Origin of the sequence: Planktothrix agardhii (genome assembly GCF_904830935.1) — a bacterium.
In the GTDB taxonomy this organism is placed as follows: Bacteria; Cyanobacteriota; Cyanobacteriia; order Cyanobacteriales; family Microcoleaceae; genus Planktothrix; species Planktothrix agardhii.
Genome location: NZ_LR882952.1, coordinates 1135044 through 1160198, shown reverse-complemented (window position 1 = coordinate 1160198; position 25155 = coordinate 1135044). Strand labels below are relative to the sequence as shown.

The following is a 25155-nucleotide window of genomic DNA, read 5'->3' as shown; positions in this document are numbered from 1 at the left end:
AATCAGGATGATTAATTATAATTCAAGTTAAAAATTTATGCAATTTTTTGTTGAGTGGGCTATGCCCACCCAAAGTTTACCAAATAAATGGAATTAAGCGAGTTGAGTTATTCTGATATTCTTGATAATTGGGATATTTTTCTGACATAGTTTTTTCTTTAGCAAAAATTCGCTGTAAATAAAGAATCAGAATCAACCCAGGAACAATATATGCCCAAGGAGAACCTGCTACAATTGCAAAACTTAGATAGCGTAGTAAATCCCCAAAATAGTTGATATTTCGAGAAAATCGCCAAATATTATCTTTAACTAACCCCTCACCATATTGTTTTGCTGTTAATTTCTGCACATCTGCCGCCGCATTAATTAAACTGCCAAAATAAAATAGAGGAATTGCAATAGCAACGGTAATAAAAGAAATTGGAATAGGATTGATAAAAGCTAAATATCCGGGTAAAGTGTATAAACATCCAACAATAATTACAGCTAATATAAATCCTACTACTCCTGTAGATTCAGTGAAAATTGCTTTTGATCGTTGAGGATAAAACCATTGTTCAATTAACCACCACAAACAATAACTAATGTGAAGACAGAGATATATTACCTGTCGCCAGTCCTGAATTCCTAAGACTAAAGCAAAACCAATCAGTAGAATAATTGTTGTTGCTTTAGCAACATTAATGGCAGTTAATTGAGTCATTTTAAACGGAGAATGGGTTGTATTTTCCATGTTTTGTGATGATAGATTTAAGGATAAACTAAAATACTTCTGCACCTTCAAACTGTTTAATATTTTGCAGTTTGGCGGACTCTCCACAGGTGCGAGGAGTGGGTAACATTTTACCGGGGTTGGCTAAACCTTGAGGGTTAAAAACTGTTCTTACCCATTGCATAGTTTCTAAATCAACTTCGTTAAACATTTGGGGCATATAACATTTTTTATCCGCACCAATACCATGTTCTCCCGATAAACTTCCCCCCACTTCCACACATATTTTAAGAATTTCGCCGCCAATTTCTTCAACGGTTTCTAATGCACCTGGAACGGAATTATCATATAAAATTAAAGGATGTAAATTACCATCCCCTGCATGAAAGACATTAGCAATCCGATAGCCATATTTTTCTCCCAGGACTTCAATTTCTTTGAGAACATAAGCCATTTTTGTCCGGGGAATTACGCCATCTTGAACATAATAATCAGGACTGACATGACCTGCCGCGGCGAAAGCTGCTTTGCGTCCTTTCCAAATTTTTAACCGATCTTCTGCATTACTAGCAGTGGTAATATTTCTCGCCCCATTGTTGATACAAATTTCACTAACCCGTTGTTTATTCGTATCGACTTCTACCTGTAAACCATCTAACTCCACTAATAGAATTGCCCCCGCATCCCGAGGATATAAACCAATTTTTACCACATCTTCAACGGCATTAATACTGAGGTTATCCATAATTTCCATACCCCCAGGAATAATCCCAGAACTAATAATATCAGAAACCGCAGATCCAGCCGATTCTAAATTGGTAAAATCTGCTAATAAGACACAAATTGATTCCGGTGTTTTTAAAATTCTTAATGTGATTTCAGTGGCAATGCCTAACGTCCCTTCTGAACCGACAAATAATCCGGTTAAATCATATCCCGGCATTTCGGGAATATTGCCACCAATATCGACAATATCACCATCGGGAGTGACGATTTTTAGCCCTAGAATATGGTTAGTTGTCACCCCATATTTTAAACAATGAACGCCGCCAGAATTTTCGGCAACATTTCCCCCAATAGAACAAATAATTTGACTAGAAGGGTCAGGAGCATAATAAAAACCTGCCCCACTAACTGCTTGTGTTACCCAATTATTAATTACTCCTGGTTGGACAACTACGCGCTGATTTTCTAAGTCAATATTTAGGATTTTTCGCATTAAAGCGGTGACAATTAAAACACAATCTTCTACGGGTAAAGCACCGCCAGAAAGTCCAGTTCCCGCCCCTCTAGCGACCCAAGGAATCAAATTGCGATCGCAAATTTTAACAACTTCTGCCATTTCTTCGGTGGTTTTGGGGAGTACCACTAATGCGGGGCGTTGACGATAACTGGTCAGTCCATCACATTCATAAACCAGTAATTCTTCTCGACGTTGAATCACGCCTTTTTTCCCAACAATAGCCTCAAATTGTGGAATTAAGGGTTGCCAGTTTCGGGTTGCTTTTGATTGGGTAGCGACCATAGGAATAACAATTAGGAGAATTAGGGATGGTTTATATTATATCGTTTTTGAGGAATATTTTTATCATTTATTTTAAGCATTTATTTTAATTGGTTATAAATTTTTTGCCAGTATGGAAGACAAAAATAGTTTTTATATAGAATAACTAAATCAAGGATATAATAGAGCTATAGGATTTTTATTCAAACTGTAATTCCTAAAATAAGAGTGCATATTAAAGAGTGTATACTAGAAAAAAGCGATTATGGAGCCGTTTTGAATGTCAACCCTGGTAGAAAGAATCACAATCAATCCTAGGCAATGTGGTGGTCGTCCCTGTATTCGAGGGATGAGAATTCGGGTATCCGATGTGTTAGACTTGTTTGCGGCTGGACTAACTGCTGAAGATATATTAGAAGAAATGCCTGATCTCGAAGCAGATGATTTGAAAGCATCTCTTTTGTATGCCTCCCGCAAACTAACAACACAAGCTAACACTTCATGGCAGCAAAAACTTTGAATTGGATTTAATGGAAAAAACAAAATGAATGAACAATTACTACTCAATAAATGGCAAAAATTAAAATTAGAAGATCAAGAAAGAGTTTTAGCTTTTATAGATGCTATTGACCCAGAAAAGCCAGAAGAAAAATTATCTGAAACTACTGAATCTCTTTACAAACCCCAGACACAATTAGGTAAAAATCTTTGGGAAATCAGACAAAAAATAATTAAAGATCCCAATACTAAATTATTAGATTTGGATGATATCGAAGCTGAGTTAGATGAAATTAGAAGTAAAAATAAATGACAATTATTCTAACTTATTTGGATTCGGGAGTTTTAATTGCTGCGGCTAGGGGGACTGATATAGTATCCTTAAAAGCTAACTCAATTTTAGATAGTAAACAGCGACAATTTTGTTCTAGCTATTTTGTCAGATTAGAAATTTTAACAAAAGCTAAATATCATAAACAGCAAGACGAAGTTAATTTCTATGAAACTTTTTTTGCTGGTTGTGCTATTTGGGCTAATGATTTAGATACCATTGTCAATTTAGCAGAAGAATTAGCCGCAAAATATGGATTAAATGCTTTAGATGCTTTACAGGTTGCGGCTGCTATTTCAGTAAATGCTGATGAATTTATTACTACAGAAAAGACAACTAAACCATTACATCGAGTAACAGAAATAAAAGTTATTTTTTTTGCTAGTTAAACTTAAGCCAAAATTCAATTAAAGCATAATATTTATTTGTAAATAATGCTTGTAACATCCTCTTCTTTGATTTGAATAGTCTTACAAGAATCAGGCAAATTTTCAAAGCTGTCTAGTATTTCTTTTAACCTCTTATTGGGTTTTTCATCTTCATATTTTTTTATAAGTTCAGCACAAGGAGAAATATAATAATATTTATCAGTTTGGGCTATTAAGAAAACAGAATTTAATTTTTTTAATTTTAATTGGTCGCTATCTTTAAGCAGCTCAATTTGTTTCAGATACTCTTTAAAATTAGTATTTCCATTTTGAGATAAAATTAATTCTACAATTGTTGGATTTCCACCTCCTAAATTAGCTGGAATTACAGGATAAATATTATAAGAGTATTCTTTAATATTAAATAGAGTTAATATTGTGATTGTTGTAATTAACCAGTATCTCGCTTGTACAAATAAAATAGTTTTTGAATCAGTATTAACTTTCTTTGAAATTAAAAAATATAATGAAGCTCCTATAATCAACAATGGTAAATACCAGCCTAGAAAAAAATGTGTTAATGAAAAATAATAATCATCGATGTAGGTTTTGAGTGTGAATTTACTGTATCCATTAAATAATAAATTTAATAAATAATCCGGCGTTATATAAATTCTTTTGATGTAACTTGTTGTTAATGATAAATATAAAAATACATGAGTTATTAAGATACTTGTTATTATTTGGATGATAAATAGCATTGATTTGGGGAATCCAATCATTTTTTTATTGAGTATAACCGGTTTGTTCAATAAAATAATTGGTTTTTCTCGAAATTGAATAATTATTATGTTAACTTTGTCTTTAAATTCAATAATCATTTTGTTAAATAGAATAATTATTTCTATTAACGATAATGAGCCAAAAAACAATGTGGCTATTATAAATATATGTTTAGGAATTGTTATACTATCAAGTAAAGCAATTATTATACAAACAAATAAAATCAAAGAAGATATTAAAAAAGAAGGAGATTGAGTTATTTTTTCATTCTGTTTTTCTTCTTCGATCTCATTGATTGTTTGGATAATAAAAGGTAGCCAAACTATAGCTACATTAATGATAAAAAATAACCCTACACTAATATATTTAGTTTGTAGTAAAGTTATTTCAGTTATGCCATAATTCAATAAATGGCTACGAGTAATAATGAAACCAAAAAAGTAAAGTATTCCAGAAACTTTAAGTATTTCACTAAAAAAATTATTGCCCGACAAAAAAACTGTTACTTTATCAAACAAGCTGGAAGGTTTATTGTCATCAGTAGTCATAGCTTAACTCCGTCGTGATGAATATTAATATAATTAACCCCCTCCCCAATTTGGGAAGAGGGTTGAGGGGTTAAGTCTTAGAATTTCCTATCCTACATGGCAACCGCCACGACCGCGACCGACGCTTCCGGACTATCTTTTTCCGAAGGAGGAACAACTTGCCAGAACTTGGGTAAATACTCCGACCAGTTCGCCAGAATAGTTTTAGCCTTCTCGCTGACCGTGTGTTCAGCGTGTTGTTGAATTAACTCGCGTAACTGTTGTTCCCCAGCAGGTGTAGATACCCGTTGAATTTTAACGATTTCCGGGTTCACCATTTCGGGGAAATCTCCATCTTCATCGAGGAAATAACCTAAACCTCCGGTCTGTCCGGCGCCAACATTTCGGCCAACTTTACCGAGAACCACAACCACACCCCCGGTCATATATTCACAACAGTGGTCGCCAGCGCCCTCAATAACAGCTTTACCCAAGGAATTCCTTACCGCAAATCGTTCTCCGGCTTTTCCGTAGGCGTATAAAGTTCCCCCCGTGGCCCCATATAAACAGGTATTCCCGATAATCACATTCTCAGAAGGGTTATAAGTAACAGCCGCCGGGGGTTTAATAATAATCTCCCCCCCGTGCATCCCCTTCCCGACATAATCATTCGCTTCCCCCGTTAGGGTTAACTGCATACCGGGGAGGTTGAAAGCGCCAAAACTCTGACCTGCTGCACCTGTAAAATTCAGGTTAATTTGTCCAGCAAAGCCACTATTTCCATAGATAGAGGCGATTTTCCCAGCAATGCGCGTCCCCACCGTCCGGTCAGTATTCACGATCCGCAGAGATTTCGTTACCGTCCCCTGGTTTTGAATAGCGGTGGCAATTTCCGCATCTTCTAATAACACATCATCCAAGACCGGGCCGTTACTATGGATGGGTTCATGGTTTAACCAGTTGCGATCGCTGGTTACAGGCGCTTGGGTAAAGACCTCTAAATTCAAGTGTTGGGTCTTAGCCACATTCACCCCATCCCGACGTTTTAGCAGGTCAGACCGTCCAATTAAATCGACTAATTTCCGATATCCCAACCGCGCTAGAATATGGCGGACTTCTTCAGCCACAAAATAGAAGAAGTTCACAACATGGCCCGGAGTTCCTGGGAAACGTTGTCGCAAACGTTCTTGTTGAGATGTCACCCCCACGGGACAGTTATTTGTATGGCAAATTCGGGCCATAATACAGCCTTCTGCAATCATAGCAATGGTTCCAAAGCCGAATTCCTCGGCCCCCATTAAGGCTCCCATCACCACATCCCAGCCACTTTTGAAACCACCATCTACCCGCAACCGCACCCGGTCGCGGAGTTTATTCCCCATCAACACCCGATGGACTTCCGTTAACCCCAATTCCCAAGGACTTCCGGCGTGTTTAATTGAAGTTAGGGGAGAGGCGCCAGTCCCCCCGTCATGGCCGGAAATTTGGATATAGTCGGCGTTAGCCTTAGCAACCCCGGCGGCAATGGTTCCAATTCCGACTTCTGCGACTAATTTGACCGAAACCGTCGCTTTCGGGTTAATTTGGTGCAGGTCAAAGATTAATTGGGCTAGGTCTTCAATGGAATAAATATCATGGTGAGGAGGAGGGGAAATTAGGGTGACGCCCGGTTTAGACCGTCGCAACATAGCAATATATTCGCTAACTTTCTTCCCTGGAAGTTGTCCCCCTTCCCCTGGTTTGGCCCCTTGAGCGACTTTGATTTCAATGGACTGAGCATTCATCAGGTATTCGGGGGTAACGCCAAACCGTCCCGACGCCACCTGTTTAATTGCTGAACTAGCGCTATCTCCGTTTTGGAGTCCTTTTAAATGGGGACGTCCGGCCGAAATCCCATGTTCATCAACATCGTTAAAAATCTTGTAGCGGGCGGGATCTTCCCCACCTTCGCCGGAGTTGGATTTTCCGCCCAAACGGTTCATGGCGATCGCCAAGACCTCATGGGCTTCGGGAGATAGAGCCCCCAGGGACATCCCCCCGGTACAGAAGCGTTTGACAATTTCTTCAACTGTTTCTACTTCTTCTAATGGGATGGAATTGCGATCGCTATTAAAGTCCAACAAATCCCGCAAAGCCGTGGCTGGGCGGTTTTCCACAAATTGACGATACAGTTCGTACAAATCAAACCGTTGTTCTGCCTGTTGTTGTGCTTGTTGTTGTGCTTTAGCACCATCTACCCGTTGTTGTGCTTGTTGTTGTGCTTTAGCACCATCTACCCGTTGTTGTGCTTCAGCACCATCTGGAGACGCGCCGTGGCTCGTCTCTACTGGGCCAGAACGAACGGCCTGATGTAGCAATTTTGTCATTTCGGGGTTGTTTAAGTGATATTCTCCCCGCTTCATGGCATTGACAAACCCGAAGTTTTCTAACTTTTTCGCCTCTAGGGGAAACGCCTTAGCATGGAATTGATAAACCTCCTGGCTTAACTCAGAAATGCTTAAACCCCCAACGCGAGACACCGTACCCCGGAAACCCATTTCCAGTAAATCTTCCCCAATCCCAATAGCTTCAAAGATTTGCGCCCCACGATAGGAAGATAACAGAGAAATTCCCATCTTCGATAAAATCTTGAGTAACCCATCTTCCACGGCTTGGCGATAGTTTTTCTGGGCATCTTCCATGGTCATCGGGAGAATTTTGCCCTTCGACAGATTGTTCTGAATTAGGGGACTAGACCACCAATGACGCACGGTTTCTAAGGCCATATAGGGACAAATTGCCGAAGCCCCGTAACCGACTAAACAGGCAAAATGATGGGTACTCCAAGATTGGGCCGTTTCCACCACCAGGGAGGCTTGTAACCGTTTGCCGATTTTAATTAAATAATGGTGAACTGCTCCCACAGCTAACAAGGGCGGAATATAGGTCTGTTCGGCCGTTAATCCGCGATCGGACAGAATAATAATTTCTTTGCCCTGATCCACCGCTTCGGCGGCTTTTTCACAGAGCCGGGTCAGGGCGATCGTCGCACCATTCGGCCCTCCTTCCAAACCATAGAGGGTAGAAAGGGTGATCCCCGGAAAATCCGACTGACGTAAGGCTTCTAACTCCGCCTCATTCAGCAGGGGGGAGTTAATTTTATACAGTCGGGCGTCTTCGGGTTTCAGGTCTAACAAATTCCCCCGTTTCCCTAACTGCATGGAGAGGGACATGACAATCCGTTCTCGCAACGGATCAATCGGTGGGTTTGTAACCTGAGCAAATCGTTGTTTAAAGTAGTTATACAACAACTGAGGTTTATCCGAAAGCACCGCTAGGGGCGTATCATCCCCCATACAAAACGTCGCTTCCTTGGCCGTACTCGCCATATCGGAAATTTGGATATCCACATCCTCCGCCCCATAGCCAAAGGCGGTTTGCTGTTGGAGGAGGGTATCCGGTGCTAATTGTTTTTCACCAATAAAAGCCTGGGGTTCCGCCTCCTGGCGATATTGTTCTAACCAGGAGCGATAGGGGTGTTCATGGGCGACCCGTTGTTTGATCTGCCAATTTTTCAGAACTTCATGGGTACTCAAATCCACCGCAATCATTTGTCCTGGCCCTAAACGGCCTTTTTCCTGAATTTGGTCTTCGGGAATATCCACCACCCCGGCTTCGGAGGAAACCATGATCACGCCATCTTTGGTGATACAATAGCGGGCGGGACGCAGGCCATTACGATCCAAACAGGCCCCAATTTGTTTACCATCACTGAAGACCAATAAAGCTGGGCCGTCCCAAGGTTCTTGGATACCGCTATAATATTCGTAAAAATCCGTAATTTCGGGTAAATCTTTCAGGTTAGGCTGGTTTTGATAGGCTTCGGGAACCATAATCATCAGCGCTTCTAAGGGACAGCGCCCAGTTCTCACTAGCAACTCCAGACAATTATCTAAATTAGCCGAGTCGCTATTGGTAGCATCCACAAAGGGAATTAGGGTTTTTAAGCGATCGCCCCAAACCGGATGGGCTAACACATTTTCCCGCGCCCGCATCCAGTTAATATTCCCCAACAGCGTATTAATTTCCCCATTATGTCCCAATAGTCGCATCGGTTGAGCCAAGGGCCAGCGCGGCATGGTATTGGTACTGAAGCGTCGATGGTAAACTGCGAAATTGCTCTTATAGTCGGGGTTAACTAAATCTAAATAAAATTCTCCCAGGATCGCCGATCGCACCATACCTTTATAGACAATAGTACGGCAGGAGAAGGAACAAATATAAATATCCTCACCCCAGACTAACCCATCTTGTTTCAAGGCTACCCCGGAAGATCGACGGGCTAAAAACAGTTGTCGGTCAAGATCATCCCCGGTATTTCCCTTAGCCGAATAAACCATAACTTGTTCGATGCGGGGTTGATTTTCCCGCGCCTGTACTCCCAGGACTTCCGGTTTAACCGGGACTTCTCGCCAACCGATAATAACTAATTCTTCTTGTTTGAGGTCAGTTTCAATAATTTCGCGGGCTTTAATCGCTAAATCAGCATCTTGGGGTAAAAATACCATCCCCACCCCAAATTTAAACTCTGGCTCTTGGAGAATATCAATATTTCGTTCAGCAAACCAAGGGGCTAATAATTCCCAAGGAATTGCGGTCATGATCCCCGCCCCATCCCCGGAGTCCTGGTCGGCGCTACAGCCGCCCCGATGTTCTAAACAGGTTAAAGCAGGTAAGGCTTTTTGAATAATAGAATGATTAGCACCCCCGGACGGGTTAGCGATAAATCCCACCCCGCAGGCGTCTCTTTCTTCCACTAACCAAGGTTGACCGGAATAGGGGTAGCCCATATTTCCTACTATGCAATCTTGTTGATGGTTTTGTTCTGGGTTGTGATTAACTCTAGTGTTATCCATATCTTGATTATATTGAGTGAGGATGCTTGAAGCGATTGAATTTTAACCAAAATTGACATCGGGTTCAAAAACCCTAGTCTGACTAGCATACACCTAATTGGCTCAGGGTAGGGGTGAAAATTCAAGATCTGTTGACATATCAGATTGTTTAGGATAGATGGTTGGTTAGTAACCGTCATCAATATGGACTAATTATTAGGATGGTAATATGCCAAATTTTAATTTAATTCACCAACCGAAAAAGATTATTTTATTGTTAAGTATTTTGGGGTTAAGTGTTTTGCCCATTTCTACCCTCGCCGAATCTCAAACAAATCCAAGCAAAAAACAAGGAAGCCAAATTGAAATTAATGGTAATTTAATTAATCTTCCTTGGCAAATTGATCAATCTAATCGTAACTCAAGAATTGCTGTTAAAATTAGTGATATCGGATTAATGCAGAATCTGGGTATTAATCTCCTTGATACCAATAATAGTTCCCAACAGCCGATTCAATGGTTTTCTTCTGAATCTAATTTATCGGCGGAATATATTAATCCCTATCGCTATTTGGATTTATCGAATTTTGCCGAATCCTCCCAATGGCAAATTAAACCGGAGGGAAGCAACCTAAAAATTACTATTCCTCCTTCTGCTATTCAATCTTTGCGGATTGAATCTTTATCTGTAGCCAGTAATTTACCTCAAAGCAATTCTACTTTTTTACCTCAAAAAATTATTATTGAACTCGATAAACCAACTATTTGGCAACAACCTAACCCAGAAATCAAAAAGCGATCGCCTTCTACTCCCTCGCCACCTTATCCACCCCTAACGGATGATCCCACCACCCGAAATAAAACTAATTCCTCTCAACCTGTTACTCCGATTTTACAAGATTGGAATTTAATTTTAGAAGCTAATATTACCCCTAAATTATTATCCGATAGTCCAGAATTTTTTAAGCCTAATATTCTGAGCAAAAACCCAAATTTAAGTCCGCAAAATCCTAATTATACTAATCTACAATTAGAATCTCAAAATAATCAAACTCAAGTTAAATTTAGTCTTCCTCCCGGTTGGCGTCCGGTGGTAACTACCTTAAACTCTCCCTATCGTTTAATTATTGAGATTAAACCGGATTTTCTCACCCCCAAAAATATTTTATGGCAACCCGGAATTAGATGGAGACAGGACTATATTAAAATCCCAAAAAATGAGGCATCTTTAGGATCTTTACTGAATCAAATTTTCAAACCTTCTGAATCCTCAGTTGATCAATTTCCAGTATATTGGTTAGAAATTAATATCAATCAACCCGAAATTAACCTAACTCCAATTTTAAGTAATCCTCATGCTCGTCAGGGCACTTCAACCTTATTAGATATAGCAAAACAAGCACAAGTTCCCATAGCCATTAATGGCGGTTTTTTTAATCGCAATAATCAGCTACCATTAGGAGCAATTCGCTTAAATAATAATTGGTTATCGAGTCCAATTTTAAATCGAGGAGTCATTGCTTGGGAAAAGGGTAAACCTATTATAATGAATCGTTTAATCTTAAAAGAAACCTTAACTACAGCGTCGGGTCAAACTTTCCCTCTACAATATCTTAATAGTGCTTATGTTGAAGCCGGAATTTCTCGTTATAATTCCGATTGGGGAAAATCCTATAGCCCGATTAACCAGCAAGAACATATTATTGTAGTTGAAAATAACCAAATTATCCGTTATATTAAACCGAATAAACCAGAATCATCTGTTATTAATATTCCGACGCAGGGTTATTTATTAGTTATTCGAGGTCGTCCTGAATTATTAAACTTATTACCCGTCGGAACTCGTTTACAATTAAACAGCCAAACCGAACCCAATGAATATCAAAATTATCCTAATATTTTAGGGGCTGGGCCGTTATTAATTCAAAATCGTCAAATTGTTTTAGATGCCGCCAAAGAACGATTTAATCCCGCCTTTCAACAACAAAAAGCCATTCGGAGTGCGATCGCTATTACTAATAATAATACCTTACTCCTGGTAGCTGTCCATAACCGTCCCAATGGTTCCGGCCCAAGTCTAGCAGAACTCGCTCAAATATTGCAAAAATTAGGAGCCCTAACCGCCCTCAATTTAGATGGAGGAAGTTCCACCAGTCTCTATCTCGGAGGATATTATTTAGACCGTCCTTTCTCAACCGTAGCACCTGTTCATAACGGTTTAGGAATTGCGATCACAGATCATTAGGGTTAAATCAGATTATCATGGATCATAGCAAGCCAGGTTTATTTACTCAGGTAGTTGTGGGGAGTATTCTGGAGAACGAACAAGAGCTATCCAAAGGTTTATGAATACCACCCCAGTTTTAATACCAAATTTAATTTAGGTAAAATCTTTGATAAGGAAATAAGATTATGGTAGCAGTCAAGGAAAGTGTGGCAAATTCTAAAGCTTCCACCGAGAATATCCCCAGTATCGGTAATACTCCCACGGAATTGAGACCTTGGGGTTCATTTACAACCTTGGAAGAAGGGCCAGGATATAAAATTAAACGTATTGAAGTCAAACCCGGTCATCGGTTGAGTTTACAGATGCACCACCATCGAAGTGAACACTGGATTGTGGTAGCCGGAACCGCTAAAGTAGTTTGTGGAGACAGTGAAGAAGTTTTATTCTCTAACCAGTCCACCTATGTTCCTCAATGTACTTCCCACCGTTTGGAAAATCCCGGTGTGATTCCTCTGATTTTAATTGAAGTCCAGAACGGGGAATATTTGGGAGAGGATGATATTATCCGATTCCAAGATGACTATGCTCGTACCCCCGCTTAAAGCGCACCAAAAACCCATATTTCCGGTAATCTAAAAATAGATTAACGTTTCTGTGAGTAGGTGTTTCATGATTTCTCTGAGTCCAGCAGCCACTCGTGAGGTACTCCGCCTCAAGTCCAAGCAAAATAATCCTCATCTATCCTTTCGTCTTGGGATACAAAAGGGCGGCTGTTGCGACTGGTCTTATACAATGGGATTTGATGAAACCCAGCAGTCGAGCGATATAGTTTATCAGTCTGATCAGATTAAAATTGTAGTTGAGCTGGAAAATTTAAAGTACCTAGAAAACTTAACGATTGACTATTCTGAAGACTTAATGGGAGGTGGGTTTCGCTTCCAAAACCCCAACACCACCCAAAGCTGTAGCTGCGGTCATTCCTTTGTCGCAAAATCCCAATAACATATTCAATTACCCAAAACCCATTACCCAAAACCCATTACCCAAAACCCACTACCCATTACCTATTTGCAAAAACTGGTGATCTAGGTTATTATGATCTTTTGGGTGTCAACATCTGACCATACTTTTGAAAGAAAGTCCCGTCCCCAGGTAGGGGAGGGATATTTCAGTGGAGATACCTCAAAACTTCAAATTGCCGAATTATTTCAGTATGTCGTAACTCATGCCCACTATCCAGCAACTAATTCGTTCTGCACGGGAACAGACTCAGAAGAAAACAAAATCGCCCGCCCTAAAGAGTTGCCCTCAACGGCGGGGAGTCTGCACAAGGGTTTATACAACCACCCCCAAAAAACCTAATTCCGCGCTGCGTAAGGTGGCAAGGGTGCGGCTAACCTCTGGCTATGAAGTGACAGCATATATTCCGGGTATTGGTCACAACTTGCAAGAACACTCCGTAGTAATGATTCGAGGCGGTCGGGTGAAAGATTTGCCTGGAGTTCGATATCACATTATTCGCGGAACATTAGATACGGCGGGAGTCAAAGATCGTCGTCAAGGGCGCTCGAAGTATGGCGCCAAGCGTCCTAAGTAAGAGCTTTGAGTCAGGGCTAAGTTAAAAGTTGTGGTGGTGTTGTTGGAGCAAGACTAACAACATTAAGCCTTTCGTGACTTGTCCCCATCGCTGAAAATCTTAAATTATCTATTGTGTTAAGGAAGATACAATATGTCTCGTCGCAGAGTTGTTCAGAAGCGTCCGATCCCAGTTGATCCGGTCTATAACAGTCGCTTAATTAGCATGATGGTACGTCGCATCATGAAACATGGAAAGAAATCTATCGCCTACCGGATCATTTATCAGGCGCTCAAAACCATCGAAGAAAGAACGGGTTCTGAGCCTCTTGAGGTATTTGAAAAAGCCATTCGGAATGCGACTCCCCTCGTGGAAGTCAAAGCCCGGCGGGTGGGTGGTGCAACCTATCAGGTTCCCATGGAAGTTCGCTCAGAAAGAGGAACAGCTTTAGCCCTCCGTTGGTTAATTCAATATGCTAGAGCCAGAACCGGACGTTCTATGTCCGTGCGGTTGGCAAATGAACTGATGGATGCCGCTAACGAAACTGGAAGTGCAGTTCGTAAACGGGAAGAAACTCACCGGATGGCAGAAGCAAATAAAGCCTTTGCCCATTATCGGTACTAAAAAAATGGATAGCAGTGATATCCGTAAACGTATAAAATCTTAATAAAGGTTTAAAAAAGGAGGTAGCTGTGGCACGTACCGTCCCGCTTGAGAGAGTAAGGAACATTGGTATTGCAGCCCATATTGACGCGGGCAAAACAACCACAACGGAGCGGATTCTATTCTACTCCGGTATGGTTCATAAAATGGGCGAAGTCCATGAAGGAACAGCAGTAACCGACTGGATGGCTCAAGAGCGGGAGCGTGGAATTACCATCACGGCTGCCGCTATTACCACCAGTTGGAAAGATCATAAGATCAATATCATTGATACTCCGGGTCACGTTGACTTCACCATTGAAGTCGAACGTTCGATGCGGGTGTTAGATGGTGTAATTGCTGTTTTTTGTTCAGTCGGTGGTGTACAACCCCAGTCTGAAACTGTTTGGAGACAAGCAGAACGTTATAAAGTTCCTCGGATCGTCTTTGTGAACAAGATGGATCGCACGGGTGCGAACTTTTTCAAAGTTTATGAGCAAATCCGCGATCGCTTAAGGGCGAATGCCGTTCCGATCCAGATCCCGATTGGTAGTGAAAACGATTTCCAGGGATTAGTGGATTTGGTAGAGATGAAAGCTTATCTCTACAACGACGACGATAAAGGAACGGATTTTGAGGTCACTGATCAAATTCCCGAAGCGGTGAAAAAGATAGCCGAGGAATATCGGGTGAAATTGGTGGAGTCGGTTTCTGAAACCGATGATCACCTGATGGAGAAGTACCTAGAAGGTGAAGAACCGACGAATGAAGAAATTCGGACTCAGTTACGCAAAGGGACAATTGCCGGGGAGATTGTTCCTCTGCTGTGTGGTTCTGCTTTCAAAAACAAAGGGGTACAACAACTGTTAGATGCAGTTGTTGACTATCTCCCGGCTCCATCGGAAGTTCCTCCGATCCAAGGCACTTTATCAAATGGTGACGTTGACGTCCGTTATGCCAATGACGAAGCACCTTTATCGGCCTTAGCGTTCAAGATCATGGCCGATCCTTACGGACGCTTGACCTTCGTTCGAGTCTATTCCGGTGTTTTACAAAAGGGCAGTTATGTCCTGAACTCCAGCAAGGATAAAAAAGAACGAATTTCTCGCTTGATTGTTCTCAAAGCTGATGATCGGATCGAAGTCGATGAACTGCGGGCTGGAGACTTAGGGGCAGCCTTGGGTTTGAAAGATACCCTCACCGGTGATACCCTCTGTGATGACACGAAACCGATTATTTTGGAATCTCTGTTCATCCCCGAACCTGTGATTTCCGTGGCGGTGGAACCAAAAACCAAACAGGATATGGAAAAACTCTCCAAAGCTCTCCAATCCTTGTCAGAGGAAGATCCCACCTTCCGGGTTTCTGTGGATTCCGAGACCAACCAAACCGTAATTGCGGGGATGGGCGAACTGCACTTAGAAATTCTGGTTGACCGGATGTTACGCGAGTTCAAAGTGGAAGCGAATGTGGGTGCGCCCCAGGTTGCTTATCGGGAAACCATCCGTAAACCTGTGAATCGAGTCGAAGGCAAATTCATCCGCCAAAGTGGTGGTAAAGGTCAATACGGTCACGTTGTGATTAATCTCGAACCCGGTGAACCCGGTAGCGGGTTTGAATTTGTTTCCAAAATCGTTGGTGGAACTGTACCTAAAGAGTACATCAACCCGGCTGAACAAGGGATGAAGGAAGCCTGCGAAACAGGTGTGGTGGCAGGTTATCCTCTGATTGATGTGAAAGCGACTCTGGTGGATGGTTCTTACCACGATGTAGACTCCTCAGAAATGGCATTCAAGATCGCTGGCTCCATGGCACTCAAAGAAGCGGTGAGTAAAGCCTCACCCGTGCTGTTAGAGCCGATGATGAAGGTTGAGGTGGAAGTACCTGAAGACTTCATTGGTAACGTGATTGGGGATTTGAACTCTCGCCGGGGCCAAATTGAGGGTCAAGGAACAGAACAGGGTATTGCCAAAGTGACCGCTAAGGTTCCCTTAGCTCAGATGTTTGGTTATGCCACGGATATCCGTTCCAAAACCCAAGGTCGGGGGATTTTCACCATGGAGTTTAGCCACTATGAGGAAGTTCCTCGTAGCGTGGCTGAAGTCATTGTTGCCAAAAATAAAGGCAACTAAACTGGCAGTCGGGTTGGGGTTGACGGTTACGGGTTAATCGCCAATAACCAATCCCTGACCCGGTGCCCACCATTATTTTTCTTGAAAACTTTCAATTCTTAACTGAAAATGGCACGCGCAAAATTTGAACGGAACAAACCCCACGTTAATATCGGTACCATCGGTCACGTTGACCACGGTAAAACCACTTTAACGGCTGCAATTACCATGACTTTAGCTGCTCTGGGTCAAGCCACAGCTAAAAAATATGATCAAATTGATGCCGCACCCGAAGAAAAAGCCCGGGGGATTACGATCAATACAGCCCACGTTGAATACGAAACCAAAACCCGTCACTATGCTCACGTTGACTGTCCTGGTCACGCTGACTATGTGAAAAACATGATCACCGGTGCTGCCCAGATGGACGGTGCAATTTTAGTGGTGTCGGCGGCTGATGGCCCCATGCCCCAAACCCGTGAACATATCCTGTTAGCCAAACAGGTCGGGGTTCCCAATATCGTTGTCTTCATGAATAAAGAAGACATGGTGGATGATGCTGAACTGTTGGAATTGGTGGAACTGGAAATCCGGGAACTGTTAACCTCCTACGACTTCCCCGGTGATGATATCCCCATTGTTTCCGGATCGGCTAAAGAAGCTTTAGATTCCATGGTGGCTAATCCCAAGGCCGTCGTAGGCGAAAATAAATGGGTAGATAAAATTTACGAGCTGATGGAAAAAGTGGATGCCTATATCCCCAATCCTGAGCGTGATATTGATAAGCCTTTCTTGATGGCTGTTGAAGATGTCTTCTCCATTACTGGACGGGGTACGGTGGCAACGGGTCGGATTGAACGGGGTAAAGTCAAAGTTGGCGATAACGTTGAACTGGTGGGAATTAGAGCGACTCGTGCTACCACCGTCACGGGTATAGAAATGTTTAAAAAGAGTCTGGAAGAAGGGATGGCCGGGGACAACGCTGGTCTGCTGTTACGCGGTATCCAGAAAGCTGATATTGAACGAGGTATGGTGATTGCCAAACCCGGTTCGATTACTCCCCATACTCAGTTTGAATCTGAAGTCTATATTTTGACGGAGAAAGAAGGTGGACGTAAAACTCCTTTCTTCCCCGGCTATCGTCCTCAGTTCTATGTCCGAACAACCGATGTTACCGGAACCATTAAAGCCTTTACCTCTGATGAAGGGGCGGATGCCGAGATGGTTATGCCTGGAGACCGGATTAAAATGACCGTGGAACTGATCAACCCCATTGCTATTGAACAAGGGATGCGCTTTGCTATTCGTGAAGGTGGCAAAACCGTGGGTGCTGGTGTTGTGTCCAAAATTCTGAAGTAAGCTTTGTGAATTAAAGCTGCAAAGTTAAGGATAAGGTTGCAGAAAATAGGAAGGGTTTGATCCTGTTTCTGCACCTTCTATCTGTTAAGATGATGTGACTGTTCAAGCCGATAATCCTGAACCTAGAAAACTGAACACCCCATGGCAACTATTCAACAACAAAAAATTCGGATTCGTCTCAAAGCCTTTGATCGTCGTTTACTCGATACCTCTTGCGAGAAGATTGTAGATACGGCGAATCGGACTAGCGCCACTGCGGTTGGGCCGATTCCTTTACCCACAAAACGCCGGATTTACTGCTTATTGCGTTCCCCCCACGTTGATAAAGATTCCCGGGAACACTTCGAGACTCGTACCCATCGTCGCATTATTGATATTTATCAGCCTTCTTCTAAAACCATTGATGCTCTGATGAAATTGGACTTACCCGCCGGGGTTGATATTGAAGTGAAACTTTAATTTTTTGCTTCGACTATTCTCAACCTACTCAACCTGACCTTTTAATATGGGTTTTGAGTAGGTTTTTTGATATAGTGCTACGCACACCGGAACACCGGAACACCGGAACACCGGATCAGTAAGCAGTGAAAGGGTTTTAGGACTCAACAGTGTCCTAACTGTAATGCGTAGAGCTATATTTAGAAATTGATCCAATATCTGCTACGTTGTTAGTAGCTCTTACTTAACGGACAATGGCGTCATTTTCCTCAACTGCTGTTCGAGAACTTCCTCTGTTTCCGCTACCGGAAGTGGTTTTATTTCCGGGTAGACCCCTACCCCTGCATATTTTTGAATTTCGTTATCGGATTATGATCAATACCATCCTAAATGCGGATCGCCGGTTTGGGGTATTAATGTTTGATCCGAATCAAGGTCAAGTTGCTGCCGTGGGTTGCTGTGCGGAAATTGTCCAACATCAACGTTTACCGGATGATCGGATCAAAATGCTGACTTTGGGACAGCAACGATTTCGGGTATTAGAAGCGGTTCGAGAAAAGCCGTATTTGGTGGGTTTAGTGGAATGGATCGAAGACAAACCCCCCCAACAGGATTTAAGACCCCTAGCAACTGAAGTAGAAGGTTTGTTGCGCGATGTAGTTCGTCTATCAGGAAAGTTGATGGAACAAAATATTGAACTTCCTGATGATATTCCCAGTTTACCAACGGAACTTTCCTACTGGGTGGCTAGTAATCTCTATGGAGTTGCAACCGAACAACAAACGCTGTTAGAAATGCAAAGTACCGTCGCTCGTTTAGAACGGGAAGTGGAGATTTTAACTTCAACCCGCAGCCATTTAGCTGCCCGTACAGCTTTAAAAGATGCTTTAGAGTGAACTACCCACACTGACATCGAAAAATTGGGTCTAAAACCCCTAACTTCTTGATCAAGAACCCTTTGATATGGAGTTGATTACTACTCAATACCCACCAAAAAGCCTGGTAATTTCACACAACCAGGCTTTAGAAATTTTTAATCATAAATTCTTCTAGGGCTAAGGTTAACCCAAATGGGTTCCACCGTCGCCTAGCTGAATATCAGTATGTGATCAAGGAATAATTTAGACCCGGCGCATTTCAGCTTCCAGAACCCGAATCAAATTCTCATCTCCATTAGCTCTAGCAACTTCTAAGCGATGTTCCAATCTTTTTTGGATATTAGCCCGATGGACGTCAGAGAGTTTAATGGAGTTTCTGCGTAGATTTGTGTTTAACATGGACTTTTTTAGATAATTTTTTGTGCTTACTCCTCTATTATATAGCCCCTTTTGTTAAAATTGGATGACATAGGTGAAAAATCTTAAAATTTTGTAACGTAAGCTACAGCTTTATTTAAAAAACCTGTGTCGAGTATTTATACTTATGGAGATTTGAGCAGTTTATGGGAATGATGTCACCCCCCTGCGGGTTGATTTATTTTAAGATCGCACCCTCAATCCTCAATATTTCTTGGATTTCATTAGCCGTTGCTGGTGCTAATAACACACCATTGCGATAATGTCCAGTGGCTAATAGGATATTCTCAAACCCTGGTAAATTGCCAATCACAGGGGCTGGAATCCCTTCAGGGCGGGGACGTAACCCTGACCATTGCTTAATAATAGTTGCATTTTCTAAGGCTGGACAAATGGCGATCGCACCTTTTAAGACTAAATTCAATAGTTCAGAATTAGCTAAAATTTCATCCCCGTGTTCAGGAAATTCCACCGTTGCCCCAATCCAATATTCTGCATTTCCTAACGGTACAATATGAATATCATTGCCCGTAATTACAGGTTCAAATCCCAAATTTCCCAAGGTTTCCAGACAACGAACTTGCAACGCCTGTCCTAAAACTGGACGAATATTAATCAATTTTTCCCGATTATTTTCTTTAGCAATATCAGAAATTAACGGCGTTGTCCCTAAACCCGCAGATACCACAACCCAATCACTATTTAACTCTCCTACACCGGTTTTCAAGAATTGACAAACTTGCTGATTATTTGTCGTTTTTACAGTTTCCAAAGATTCTACTTTAATACCGAATTGAAAAGTTACCCCCCGACTTTTAGCCGCCTCGACTAATGCTAAAGTTAAGGCCGTTGGATCAACCTGTCGATCCTGGGGAGAATAGACCGCACCCAACACTTTTCCCTGATTAATCTGAGGATATTTAACCTTAACTTGATCTTGATCTAACCATTGCAATTCTAACCCTTGACTTTGGCGTAAATTAATTAAATTTTTCCATTTTTCCAATTCATCTTCCCCATAAGATAATAATACAATACCTTGCCGATTAAAAGGAATAATCTTACCCGTAATTGCTTCTAATTCGGGAATTAAACTTTCATAACGCTGCATACTAAACTCTCGCAGTCGCCACGCCCGTCCCTTGGTTTTCTGACTAATAATTCCCATCAAAACCCCCAATGCTGAACCAGTTGAGCCTTGAGCCGGAGGATTTTGATCAATAACAGTAATTTTTAAATCAGGATTTTTGGAGAGTTCATAGGCAATGGTTGCCCCGACCACACCACAACCAATAATAACAATAGAATTCATAAAAAATCTTAAAAAACGTTGTTGGGCTTTAGCCCCTCTTACCCCTTGTTGGGCTTTAGCCCTGAGAAATAAAAGAGCACGCTAAAGCGCAACAACGGCGCAACAACGCAACTACAAAATATTGAGTTTAATTAAGCTTTAGGAACTAAACTCAAGAATGAATCTAAATCTTTGAGCGCTTCTTGATATCCCGACGACGCTTGAATTGGATCACGAACTTCTGCGGCTTTAGAAACCGTAACTAAATGTTCAAATACTTCTCTGGATAATTCACGAGCTTTGGGCTGGGCATCGGGCAACAAATTTTTAGTAATATAATTCATTTCTTGCAACAATGATCCCAATGGCCCATGCACAAAGGCATCCACTTGTACCCAATTCCGAGCGCTAATATACCGAGGAAGTTCAGTGGTAAAGCGATCGCGCAGAGCCACAATATCAGTGTTATGTTTTTGGATTTGTTGAATTTGAATTTCCGTGTAGGTGGTGGGAATTGCCGCTTTTGGAGAACTGCAACCGACCACAAAAGTTGTCACCAGGGCTAAGACACAGGCCAAAATTGAACGATAAACTTTCATATCCTAACTGTTTGAATTTTACTAAAAAAACCACATTCCCCAATCTACTGCGATCAGGGATTCTAATATTGTTGCAGATTTGGGGACATTTGGCTAACTTCTGGCTTTGAAATCCTTAAATTTTGTCTGAAATTCATACATTAACCGATTGACATTATTGGTTTCATTAGGAACAATATCATATTCCCATTTTCGTTTGCGACTCGCCAGGAGTTTTGCTACTGAATTAGAAGAACTATTAGAGACAAAATAACAATCCCCAGATACTCTTAATTCCGAAGAAAAGGCAATAAAAGCCTGAGCTAATTCTAAGGGCAATTCCGAGGCGTAATGGTGACAGTCTATGGCGATAAAAATTCGAGATGCCCGAGGTTCTCTTTTATTCGTCCGACAACTATCGGCTTCCATTTTATACAGAACACAAACATCACAATCATATAATACTCTTAAACGACCATGAATTTTAACTCCCAAATGAATTTCTAAAGGAGGTTTTTGTTCAAATTCAATCACAGCATGGGTATAGGGTTGGGTCAGATCATAAATTTGTCCTGCCCGTCTGCGAAACACTAAGGTTTCTGGATTTCGTTTCAAAACATCTTTATAATAAACTAAGGCTCCTTCATTCCGAGCGGCTTTGATAATAATATTAAAAATGTAGAATTTAAACGAATCCTCAATATCTCTGGCGGTTTCAAGATCGGGATTTAAACTCTGTTTTAACTGTTGATTGATATTATCCAATAAAGCAGTATTAATCGACATTGGTTCCGATCTCCTGACGTAATTCTTCCAGCAATTTTTTTAATTCTTGGCGGTGTTGTTGGCGGCTATTAACAGATTCAACACTATATTTAAACATTGTACCCTTTCCATCCACCGAGGAGGTAAATCTCAATTCCGGTTTTAAATCACAATTCTGGGTTTCATGGCGGAAAATATCCAGAATTTCTGTTTCGATTTCTCCGGTATTAATTACGGATTTCTCAATGGCATTAATTAAAAGTAAAAGTTGTTCTTGGGGGCTATAATAATTTAACTTTAAATTAGGAGATTTCCGTCCTGATACCAATTCTTCGGTAGTTTTTCCCGCACTAATAACATCGGCAACTTCTTCCGTTACCCACCCCAATTTTATAGAGTTTAGCATCTCTACAAGTGCCTGATAAACCGCTAAACAATCTTCTTGATTCATGATGGTTTCTGATGAGTTTCGACACTGTGCGATCCCTCACCTTCTTCTATTCTAACAATTTTTTGTAAAAATGACTTAAAAATCAACTTTTTTTGTGAAAAACCAAGAACCCTTAATTATAGGAACGTGTAGCGGTTTAAACTGTTAAGCTGCATATTGCCATCGGGGATACTGGCACAACAAGGGATTGATTATCGCAATTCTCAGACTGATTAGGACAAAGACTAATCCAGCTAACCGCTTACGTTGAAACCTTTTCCCTCTGTCACCTGTTCCCCCCTCTGCTAAAATCGAGCTTCCACCGGGGCTTGAGTTTTGAGGAATTCCGTATTGACTCCCGACTCCCGCACCAAGACAATTTTGCCCGTCCGAGCAATTTCCCGAATCCCAAACCGACTTAAAACCTGGACAATAGCCACCATTTTTCCGGGGTCGCCAACCACTTCAATAGTTAGGGCGTCATCCCCAATATCCACAACCCGCGCCCGAAAAATTTGGGCTAACTCAATAATCTCAGAACGAGTCGCACTGCTATTATAATTAACCTTTAATAGCATCAATTCCCTTTCCACACAGGGAACTCCGGTAATATCCTGCACTTTCAGAACATTGATCAGTTTGTAGAGTTGTTTGGTCAACTGTTCAATAATATGGTCATCCCCAGGAACCACCATTGTAATTCGAGAAATCCCCGATTGTTCCGCCGGGCCAACGGCTAAACTCTCAATATTGAAACCTCGACGGGCAAATAAACCCGCAATGCGCGTCAGGACTCCGGCTTCATCTTGAACTAAAACAGATAGGGTGTGTTTCATGCTGGCTACAAATTAATCTGGGACTACGCTCCCGACTTAAAATTAACTATATTAATCATCAATTGTACACCGAATCCAGATCACGGATTTAATAGGATTACGCAGATTAACACAGATTAAAATCCGTGAAATCCGTGAAATCCTCTTAAATCCGTGATCCATTTCAAGATTAAACTCTCTGATTTGGGCGTAAGACGCTACACTGTACAGTCAGGAAATGCTTAAGAGAATTGACAGTCATGCCTGTTTCTAACCTATCCCAGTCTTTTGCTCGATCTAGTTCTGACTCCGATCAGGAATTTGATGTGATTGTAATTGGTTCTGGTATTGGGGGACTGGTGACGGCGACCCAATTGGCGGCCAAGGGTGCAAAAGTTCTTGTCCTAGAAAGCTATATTATCCCGGGCGGCAGTTCTGGATATTTTGAACGGGACGGATACAGATTTGATGTCGGTGCATCCATGATTTTTGGATTTGGGGACAAAGGAACCACCAACCTCCTAACCCGCGCCCTGGAAGCTGTGGACGTCACCCTAGAAACCATTCCCGATCCGGTTCAAATTCATTATCACCTACCCAATGATCTCAAATTACGGGTACATCGAGATTATGAGAAGTTTTTGCAAGAACTAATTACTCGCTTCCCCCAGGAAGAAAAAGGAATTCGTAAATTTTATGATCAATGCTGGAAGGTCTTTAACTGTCTGAACTCCATGGAGTTGCTATCTTTGGAAGAACCTCGTTATTTAATGCGGGTATTTTTTCAAGAACCCGGTTCCTGTTTAGGATTAGTTCAGTATTTACCCCAAAATGTCGGAGATATTGCCAAACGTTATATTAATGATCCTGAACTTTTAAAGTTTATTGATATTGAATGTTACTGCTGGTCAGTGGTTCCGGCTGATTTAACCCCGATGATTAATGCTGGAATGGTATTTTCCGATCGCCATTATGGAGGAATTAATTATCCCAAAGGAGGCGTCGGTCAAATTGCGATCAAATTAGTCGAAGGATTAGAAAAATTTGGTGGACAAATTCAATATAAAGCTAGAGTCAAACAAATTATATTGGAAAACGGAATAGCCGTTGGAGTAGAACTAATTGATGGTAAAGTTTATCGAGGCAAAAGAATAGTTTCTAATGCCACCCGTTGGGATACCTTTGGCAAATTAATTCCCTCCGACTCTATTCCAAAGGCTGAAAAAAAATGGCGAGAACGCTATCAAAAATCCCCTAGTTTCTTGAGTCTACATTTAGGAGTAGAAGCCTCAGTCTTACCTCCAGAAACCGATTGTCACCATATTATTGTCGAAAATTGGGATAAAATGGAGGAACCCGAAGGCACAATTTTTGTGTCCATTCCGACTTTATTAGATCCAAGTTTAGCCCCGGAAGGCTATCATATTGTTCATGCTTTTACCCCTAGTTGGATCGATGATTGGCAAAAATTACCCGAGTTTGAATATGAAGCCAAAAAAGAACAAGCTGCGGGCAGAATTATTGACCGTTTAGAAATACTTTTCCCCGGGTTAGATGCCGGGTTAGATTATATGGAAGTGGGAACGGCGCGATCGCATCGTCGCTTTTTAAACCGACAGGATGGAACCTACGGCCCCATTCCCGCCTATAAATTAAAAGGACTTCTGGGAATGCCCTTTAACCGCACATCTATCCGAGGGTTATATTGTGTCGGTGATAGCACTTTCCCCGGCCAAGGATTAAATGCTGTTGCCTTCTCCGGCTTCGCCTGCGCCCATCGGGTAGCCGTTGATTTGGGACTTTAATTAGTCATCAGTGTAGAGACGTGACCGGGCGCAACCATGCCGAAGGCTATTGGTGCGTCTCTGATAATTAAGCTGTTAATTGCAGTATTTTATCGGGTTGTATTTTTCTGTTCAATTACTTTTTCTGTTTTTTCGGGATTCTGTTTTTTCTTTAAATCAGCCCCCGCCGTGATTTTATCTCTAATGCTGTTAGGCGTTGATCATGGAGGGAAGAAAAAATTTTCTC

The 25155-nt window shown here is 41.6% G+C and carries 23 protein-coding genes and 1 pseudogene; 14 read left to right on the top strand and 10 right to left on the bottom strand.

Annotated elements, in window-relative coordinates:
- Positions 1-76 precede the first annotated feature (76 nt).
- Both NMG88_RS05415 and glcD read right to left on the bottom strand, forming a co-directional pair.
- Positions 77-733: a DUF1295 domain-containing protein gene (locus NMG88_RS05415; protein WP_042152470.1), complete on the bottom strand. Its 657-nt coding sequence runs from the start codon at positions 731-733 to the stop codon at positions 77-79.
- Positions 734-761: 28 nt separating this feature from the next.
- A complete protein-coding gene (gene glcD, locus NMG88_RS05410) occupies positions 762-2237 on the bottom strand; it encodes a glycolate oxidase subunit GlcD (RefSeq protein ID WP_235751135.1) in 1476 nt (491 codons plus the stop codon).
- Positions 2238-2496: 259 nt separating this feature from the next.
- Here glcD and NMG88_RS05405 point away from each other — a divergent pair, with 259 nt between their 5' ends.
- From NMG88_RS05405 to NMG88_RS05395, 3 genes are read left to right on the top strand one after another with little or no spacing between them, the layout of a single operon-like run.
- The gene (locus NMG88_RS05405; RefSeq protein ID WP_042152468.1) at positions 2497-2736 is read left to right on the top strand and encodes a DUF433 domain-containing protein; all 240 of its coding nucleotides are present in this window, start codon (positions 2497-2499) and stop codon (positions 2734-2736) included.
- 24 nt (positions 2737-2760) lie between these two features.
- Entirely contained in the window at positions 2761-3027 is a 267-nt protein-coding gene (locus NMG88_RS05400) for a hypothetical protein (protein WP_026794189.1), read from the top strand.
- A complete protein-coding gene (locus NMG88_RS05395) occupies positions 3024-3434 on the top strand; it encodes a type II toxin-antitoxin system VapC family toxin (RefSeq protein WP_026794188.1) in 411 nt (136 codons plus the stop codon). Before NMG88_RS05400 ends, NMG88_RS05395 begins: the two co-directional genes overlap by 4 nt.
- A 32-nt stretch (positions 3435-3466) precedes the next feature.
- Here the strand turns inward: NMG88_RS05395 and NMG88_RS05390 are convergent, their stop codons facing one another.
- Together NMG88_RS05390 and NMG88_RS05385 are read right to left on the bottom strand one after the other, a co-directional pair.
- Complete coding sequence (locus NMG88_RS05390) at positions 3467-4744, bottom strand: hypothetical protein (protein WP_254035188.1); 1278 nt, start codon at positions 4742-4744, stop codon at positions 3467-3469.
- Positions 4745-4836: 92 nt separating this feature from the next.
- Complete coding sequence (locus NMG88_RS05385; RefSeq protein WP_254035187.1) at positions 4837-9618, bottom strand: glutamate synthase-related protein; 4782 nt, start codon at positions 9616-9618, stop codon at positions 4837-4839.
- Positions 9619-9826: 208 nt separating this feature from the next.
- Here NMG88_RS05385 and NMG88_RS05380 point away from each other — a divergent pair, with 208 nt between their 5' ends.
- From NMG88_RS05380 to NMG88_RS05335, 10 genes are all read left to right on the top strand, one after another.
- Positions 9827-11842 (top strand): phosphodiester glycosidase family protein, encoded by a 2016-nt coding sequence (locus NMG88_RS05380; RefSeq protein ID WP_227381823.1) that lies wholly within the window; start codon positions 9827-9829, stop codon positions 11840-11842.
- Positions 11843-12009: 167 nt separating this feature from the next.
- Complete coding sequence (locus tag NMG88_RS05375) at positions 12010-12426, top strand: cupin domain-containing protein (protein ID WP_026786429.1); 417 nt, start codon at positions 12010-12012, stop codon at positions 12424-12426.
- A 67-nt stretch (positions 12427-12493) separates the two neighbouring features.
- A complete protein-coding gene (locus NMG88_RS05370; RefSeq protein ID WP_227350218.1) occupies positions 12494-12826 on the top strand; it encodes a HesB/IscA family protein in 333 nt (110 codons plus the stop codon).
- Between the two features lie 105 nt (positions 12827-12931).
- Positions 12932-13186 carry a hypothetical protein gene (locus tag NMG88_RS05365; protein WP_227351544.1) on the top strand — a complete coding sequence of 85 codons (255 nt, stop codon included), beginning with the start codon at positions 12932-12934 and terminating at the stop codon, positions 13184-13186.
- A complete protein-coding gene (gene rpsL, locus NMG88_RS05360; RefSeq protein WP_227351462.1) occupies positions 13071-13421 on the top strand; it encodes a 30S ribosomal protein S12 in 351 nt (116 codons plus the stop codon). The genes NMG88_RS05365 and rpsL overlap by 116 nt, the downstream gene beginning before the upstream one ends.
- Positions 13422-13553: 132 nt before the next feature.
- Positions 13554-14024: a 30S ribosomal protein S7 gene (rpsG, locus tag NMG88_RS05355; protein WP_026786432.1), complete on the top strand. Its 471-nt coding sequence runs from the start codon at positions 13554-13556 to the stop codon at positions 14022-14024.
- 68 nt (positions 14025-14092) lie between these two features.
- Complete coding sequence (fusA, locus tag NMG88_RS05350) at positions 14093-16174, top strand: elongation factor G (protein ID WP_042152460.1); 2082 nt, start codon at positions 14093-14095, stop codon at positions 16172-16174.
- A 108-nt stretch (positions 16175-16282) separates the two neighbouring features.
- The gene (tuf, locus tag NMG88_RS05345) at positions 16283-17512 is read left to right on the top strand and encodes an elongation factor Tu (protein WP_042152457.1); all 1230 of its coding nucleotides are present in this window, start codon (positions 16283-16285) and stop codon (positions 17510-17512) included.
- A gap of 141 nt (positions 17513-17653) precedes the next feature.
- Entirely contained in the window at positions 17654-17971 is a 318-nt protein-coding gene (gene rpsJ / locus NMG88_RS05340) for a 30S ribosomal protein S10 (RefSeq protein WP_026786435.1), read from the top strand.
- A gap of 233 nt (positions 17972-18204) precedes the next feature.
- On the top strand, positions 18205-18846 hold the full coding sequence (locus NMG88_RS05335; RefSeq protein WP_026786436.1) for an LON peptidase substrate-binding domain-containing protein: 642 nt from the start codon (positions 18205-18207) through the stop codon (positions 18844-18846).
- A gap of 225 nt (positions 18847-19071) precedes the next feature.
- Here NMG88_RS05335 and pirA read toward each other — a convergent pair whose 3' ends face one another.
- From pirA to ilvN, 6 genes and pseudogenes are all read right to left on the bottom strand, one after another.
- Positions 19072-19227 carry an arginine synthesis PII-interacting regulator PirA gene (pirA, locus tag NMG88_RS05330; RefSeq protein WP_167541243.1) on the bottom strand — a complete coding sequence of 52 codons (156 nt, stop codon included), beginning with the start codon at positions 19225-19227 and terminating at the stop codon, positions 19072-19074.
- 196 nt (positions 19228-19423) lie between these two features.
- Positions 19424-20566 (bottom strand): annotated as a pseudogene (locus tag NMG88_RS05325) (NAD(P)/FAD-dependent oxidoreductase); the annotation flags it as partial.
- Positions 20567-20688: 122 nt separating this feature from the next.
- Complete coding sequence (gene psbQ / locus NMG88_RS05320) at positions 20689-21135, bottom strand: photosystem II protein PsbQ (protein ID WP_042152452.1); 447 nt, start codon at positions 21133-21135, stop codon at positions 20689-20691.
- Positions 21136-21228: 93 nt separating this feature from the next.
- On the bottom strand, positions 21229-21900 hold the full coding sequence (locus NMG88_RS05315; protein WP_235766267.1) for a hypothetical protein: 672 nt from the start codon (positions 21898-21900) through the stop codon (positions 21229-21231).
- Positions 21890-22330, bottom strand: coding sequence for a hypothetical protein (locus NMG88_RS05310; RefSeq protein ID WP_227350215.1), 441 nt, complete (start codon positions 22328-22330; stop codon positions 21890-21892). Before NMG88_RS05310 ends, NMG88_RS05315 begins: the two co-directional genes overlap by 11 nt.
- A gap of 284 nt (positions 22331-22614) precedes the next feature.
- Positions 22615-23145, bottom strand: coding sequence for an acetolactate synthase small subunit (gene ilvN, locus NMG88_RS05305; RefSeq protein ID WP_026786440.1), 531 nt, complete (start codon positions 23143-23145; stop codon positions 22615-22617).
- Positions 23146-23384: 239 nt separating this feature from the next.
- Between ilvN and crtH the strand changes: the two genes are divergently transcribed.
- Complete coding sequence (crtH, locus tag NMG88_RS05300) at positions 23385-24929, top strand: carotenoid isomerase (protein WP_026786441.1); 1545 nt, start codon at positions 23385-23387, stop codon at positions 24927-24929.
- Positions 24930-25155: the final 226 nt, after the last annotated feature.

Excerpts from the sequence above, each read along its gene's own strand:
- NMG88_RS05385 (WP_254035187.1), bottom strand. The coding sequence starts at position 9,618 with ATGGATAACACTAGAGTTAATCACAACCCAGAACAAAACCATCAACAA.
- tuf (WP_042152457.1), top strand. The coding sequence starts at position 16,283 with ATGGCACGCGCAAAATTTGAACGGAACAAACCCCACGTTAATATCGGT.
- NMG88_RS05380 (WP_227381823.1), top strand. The coding sequence starts at position 9,827 with ATGCCAAATTTTAATTTAATTCACCAACCGAAAAAGATTATTTTATTG.
- rpsJ (WP_026786435.1), top strand. The coding sequence starts at position 17,654 with ATGGCAACTATTCAACAACAAAAAATTCGGATTCGTCTCAAAGCCTTT.
- ilvN (WP_026786440.1), bottom strand. The coding sequence starts at position 23,145 with ATGAAACACACCCTATCTGTTTTAGTTCAAGATGAAGCCGGAGTCCTG.
- pirA (WP_167541243.1), bottom strand. The coding sequence starts at position 19,227 with ATGTTAAACACAAATCTACGCAGAAACTCCATTAAACTCTCTGACGTC.
- NMG88_RS05400 (WP_026794189.1), top strand. The coding sequence starts at position 2,761 with ATGAATGAACAATTACTACTCAATAAATGGCAAAAATTAAAATTAGAA.
- NMG88_RS05315 (WP_235766267.1), bottom strand. The coding sequence starts at position 21,900 with ATGTCGATTAATACTGCTTTATTGGATAATATCAATCAACAGTTAAAA.
- NMG88_RS05415 (WP_042152470.1), bottom strand. The coding sequence starts at position 733 with ATGGAAAATACAACCCATTCTCCGTTTAAAATGACTCAATTAACTGCC.
- NMG88_RS05405 (WP_042152468.1), top strand. The coding sequence starts at position 2,497 with ATGTCAACCCTGGTAGAAAGAATCACAATCAATCCTAGGCAATGTGGT.
- crtH (WP_026786441.1), top strand. The coding sequence starts at position 23,385 with ATGCCTGTTTCTAACCTATCCCAGTCTTTTGCTCGATCTAGTTCTGAC.
- psbQ (WP_042152452.1), bottom strand. The coding sequence starts at position 21,135 with ATGAAAGTTTATCGTTCAATTTTGGCCTGTGTCTTAGCCCTGGTGACA.
- NMG88_RS05310 (WP_227350215.1), bottom strand. The coding sequence starts at position 22,330 with ATGAATCAAGAAGATTGTTTAGCGGTTTATCAGGCACTTGTAGAGATG.
- NMG88_RS05395 (WP_026794188.1), top strand. The coding sequence starts at position 3,024 with ATGACAATTATTCTAACTTATTTGGATTCGGGAGTTTTAATTGCTGCG.
- NMG88_RS05335 (WP_026786436.1), top strand. The coding sequence starts at position 18,205 with ATGGCGTCATTTTCCTCAACTGCTGTTCGAGAACTTCCTCTGTTTCCG.
- rpsG (WP_026786432.1), top strand. The coding sequence starts at position 13,554 with ATGTCTCGTCGCAGAGTTGTTCAGAAGCGTCCGATCCCAGTTGATCCG.
- NMG88_RS05390 (WP_254035188.1), bottom strand. The coding sequence starts at position 4,744 with ATGACTACTGATGACAATAAACCTTCCAGCTTGTTTGATAAAGTAACA.
- glcD (WP_235751135.1), bottom strand. The coding sequence starts at position 2,237 with ATGGTCGCTACCCAATCAAAAGCAACCCGAAACTGGCAACCCTTAATT.
- NMG88_RS05370 (WP_227350218.1), top strand. The coding sequence starts at position 12,494 with ATGATTTCTCTGAGTCCAGCAGCCACTCGTGAGGTACTCCGCCTCAAG.
- NMG88_RS05375 (WP_026786429.1), top strand. The coding sequence starts at position 12,010 with ATGGTAGCAGTCAAGGAAAGTGTGGCAAATTCTAAAGCTTCCACCGAG.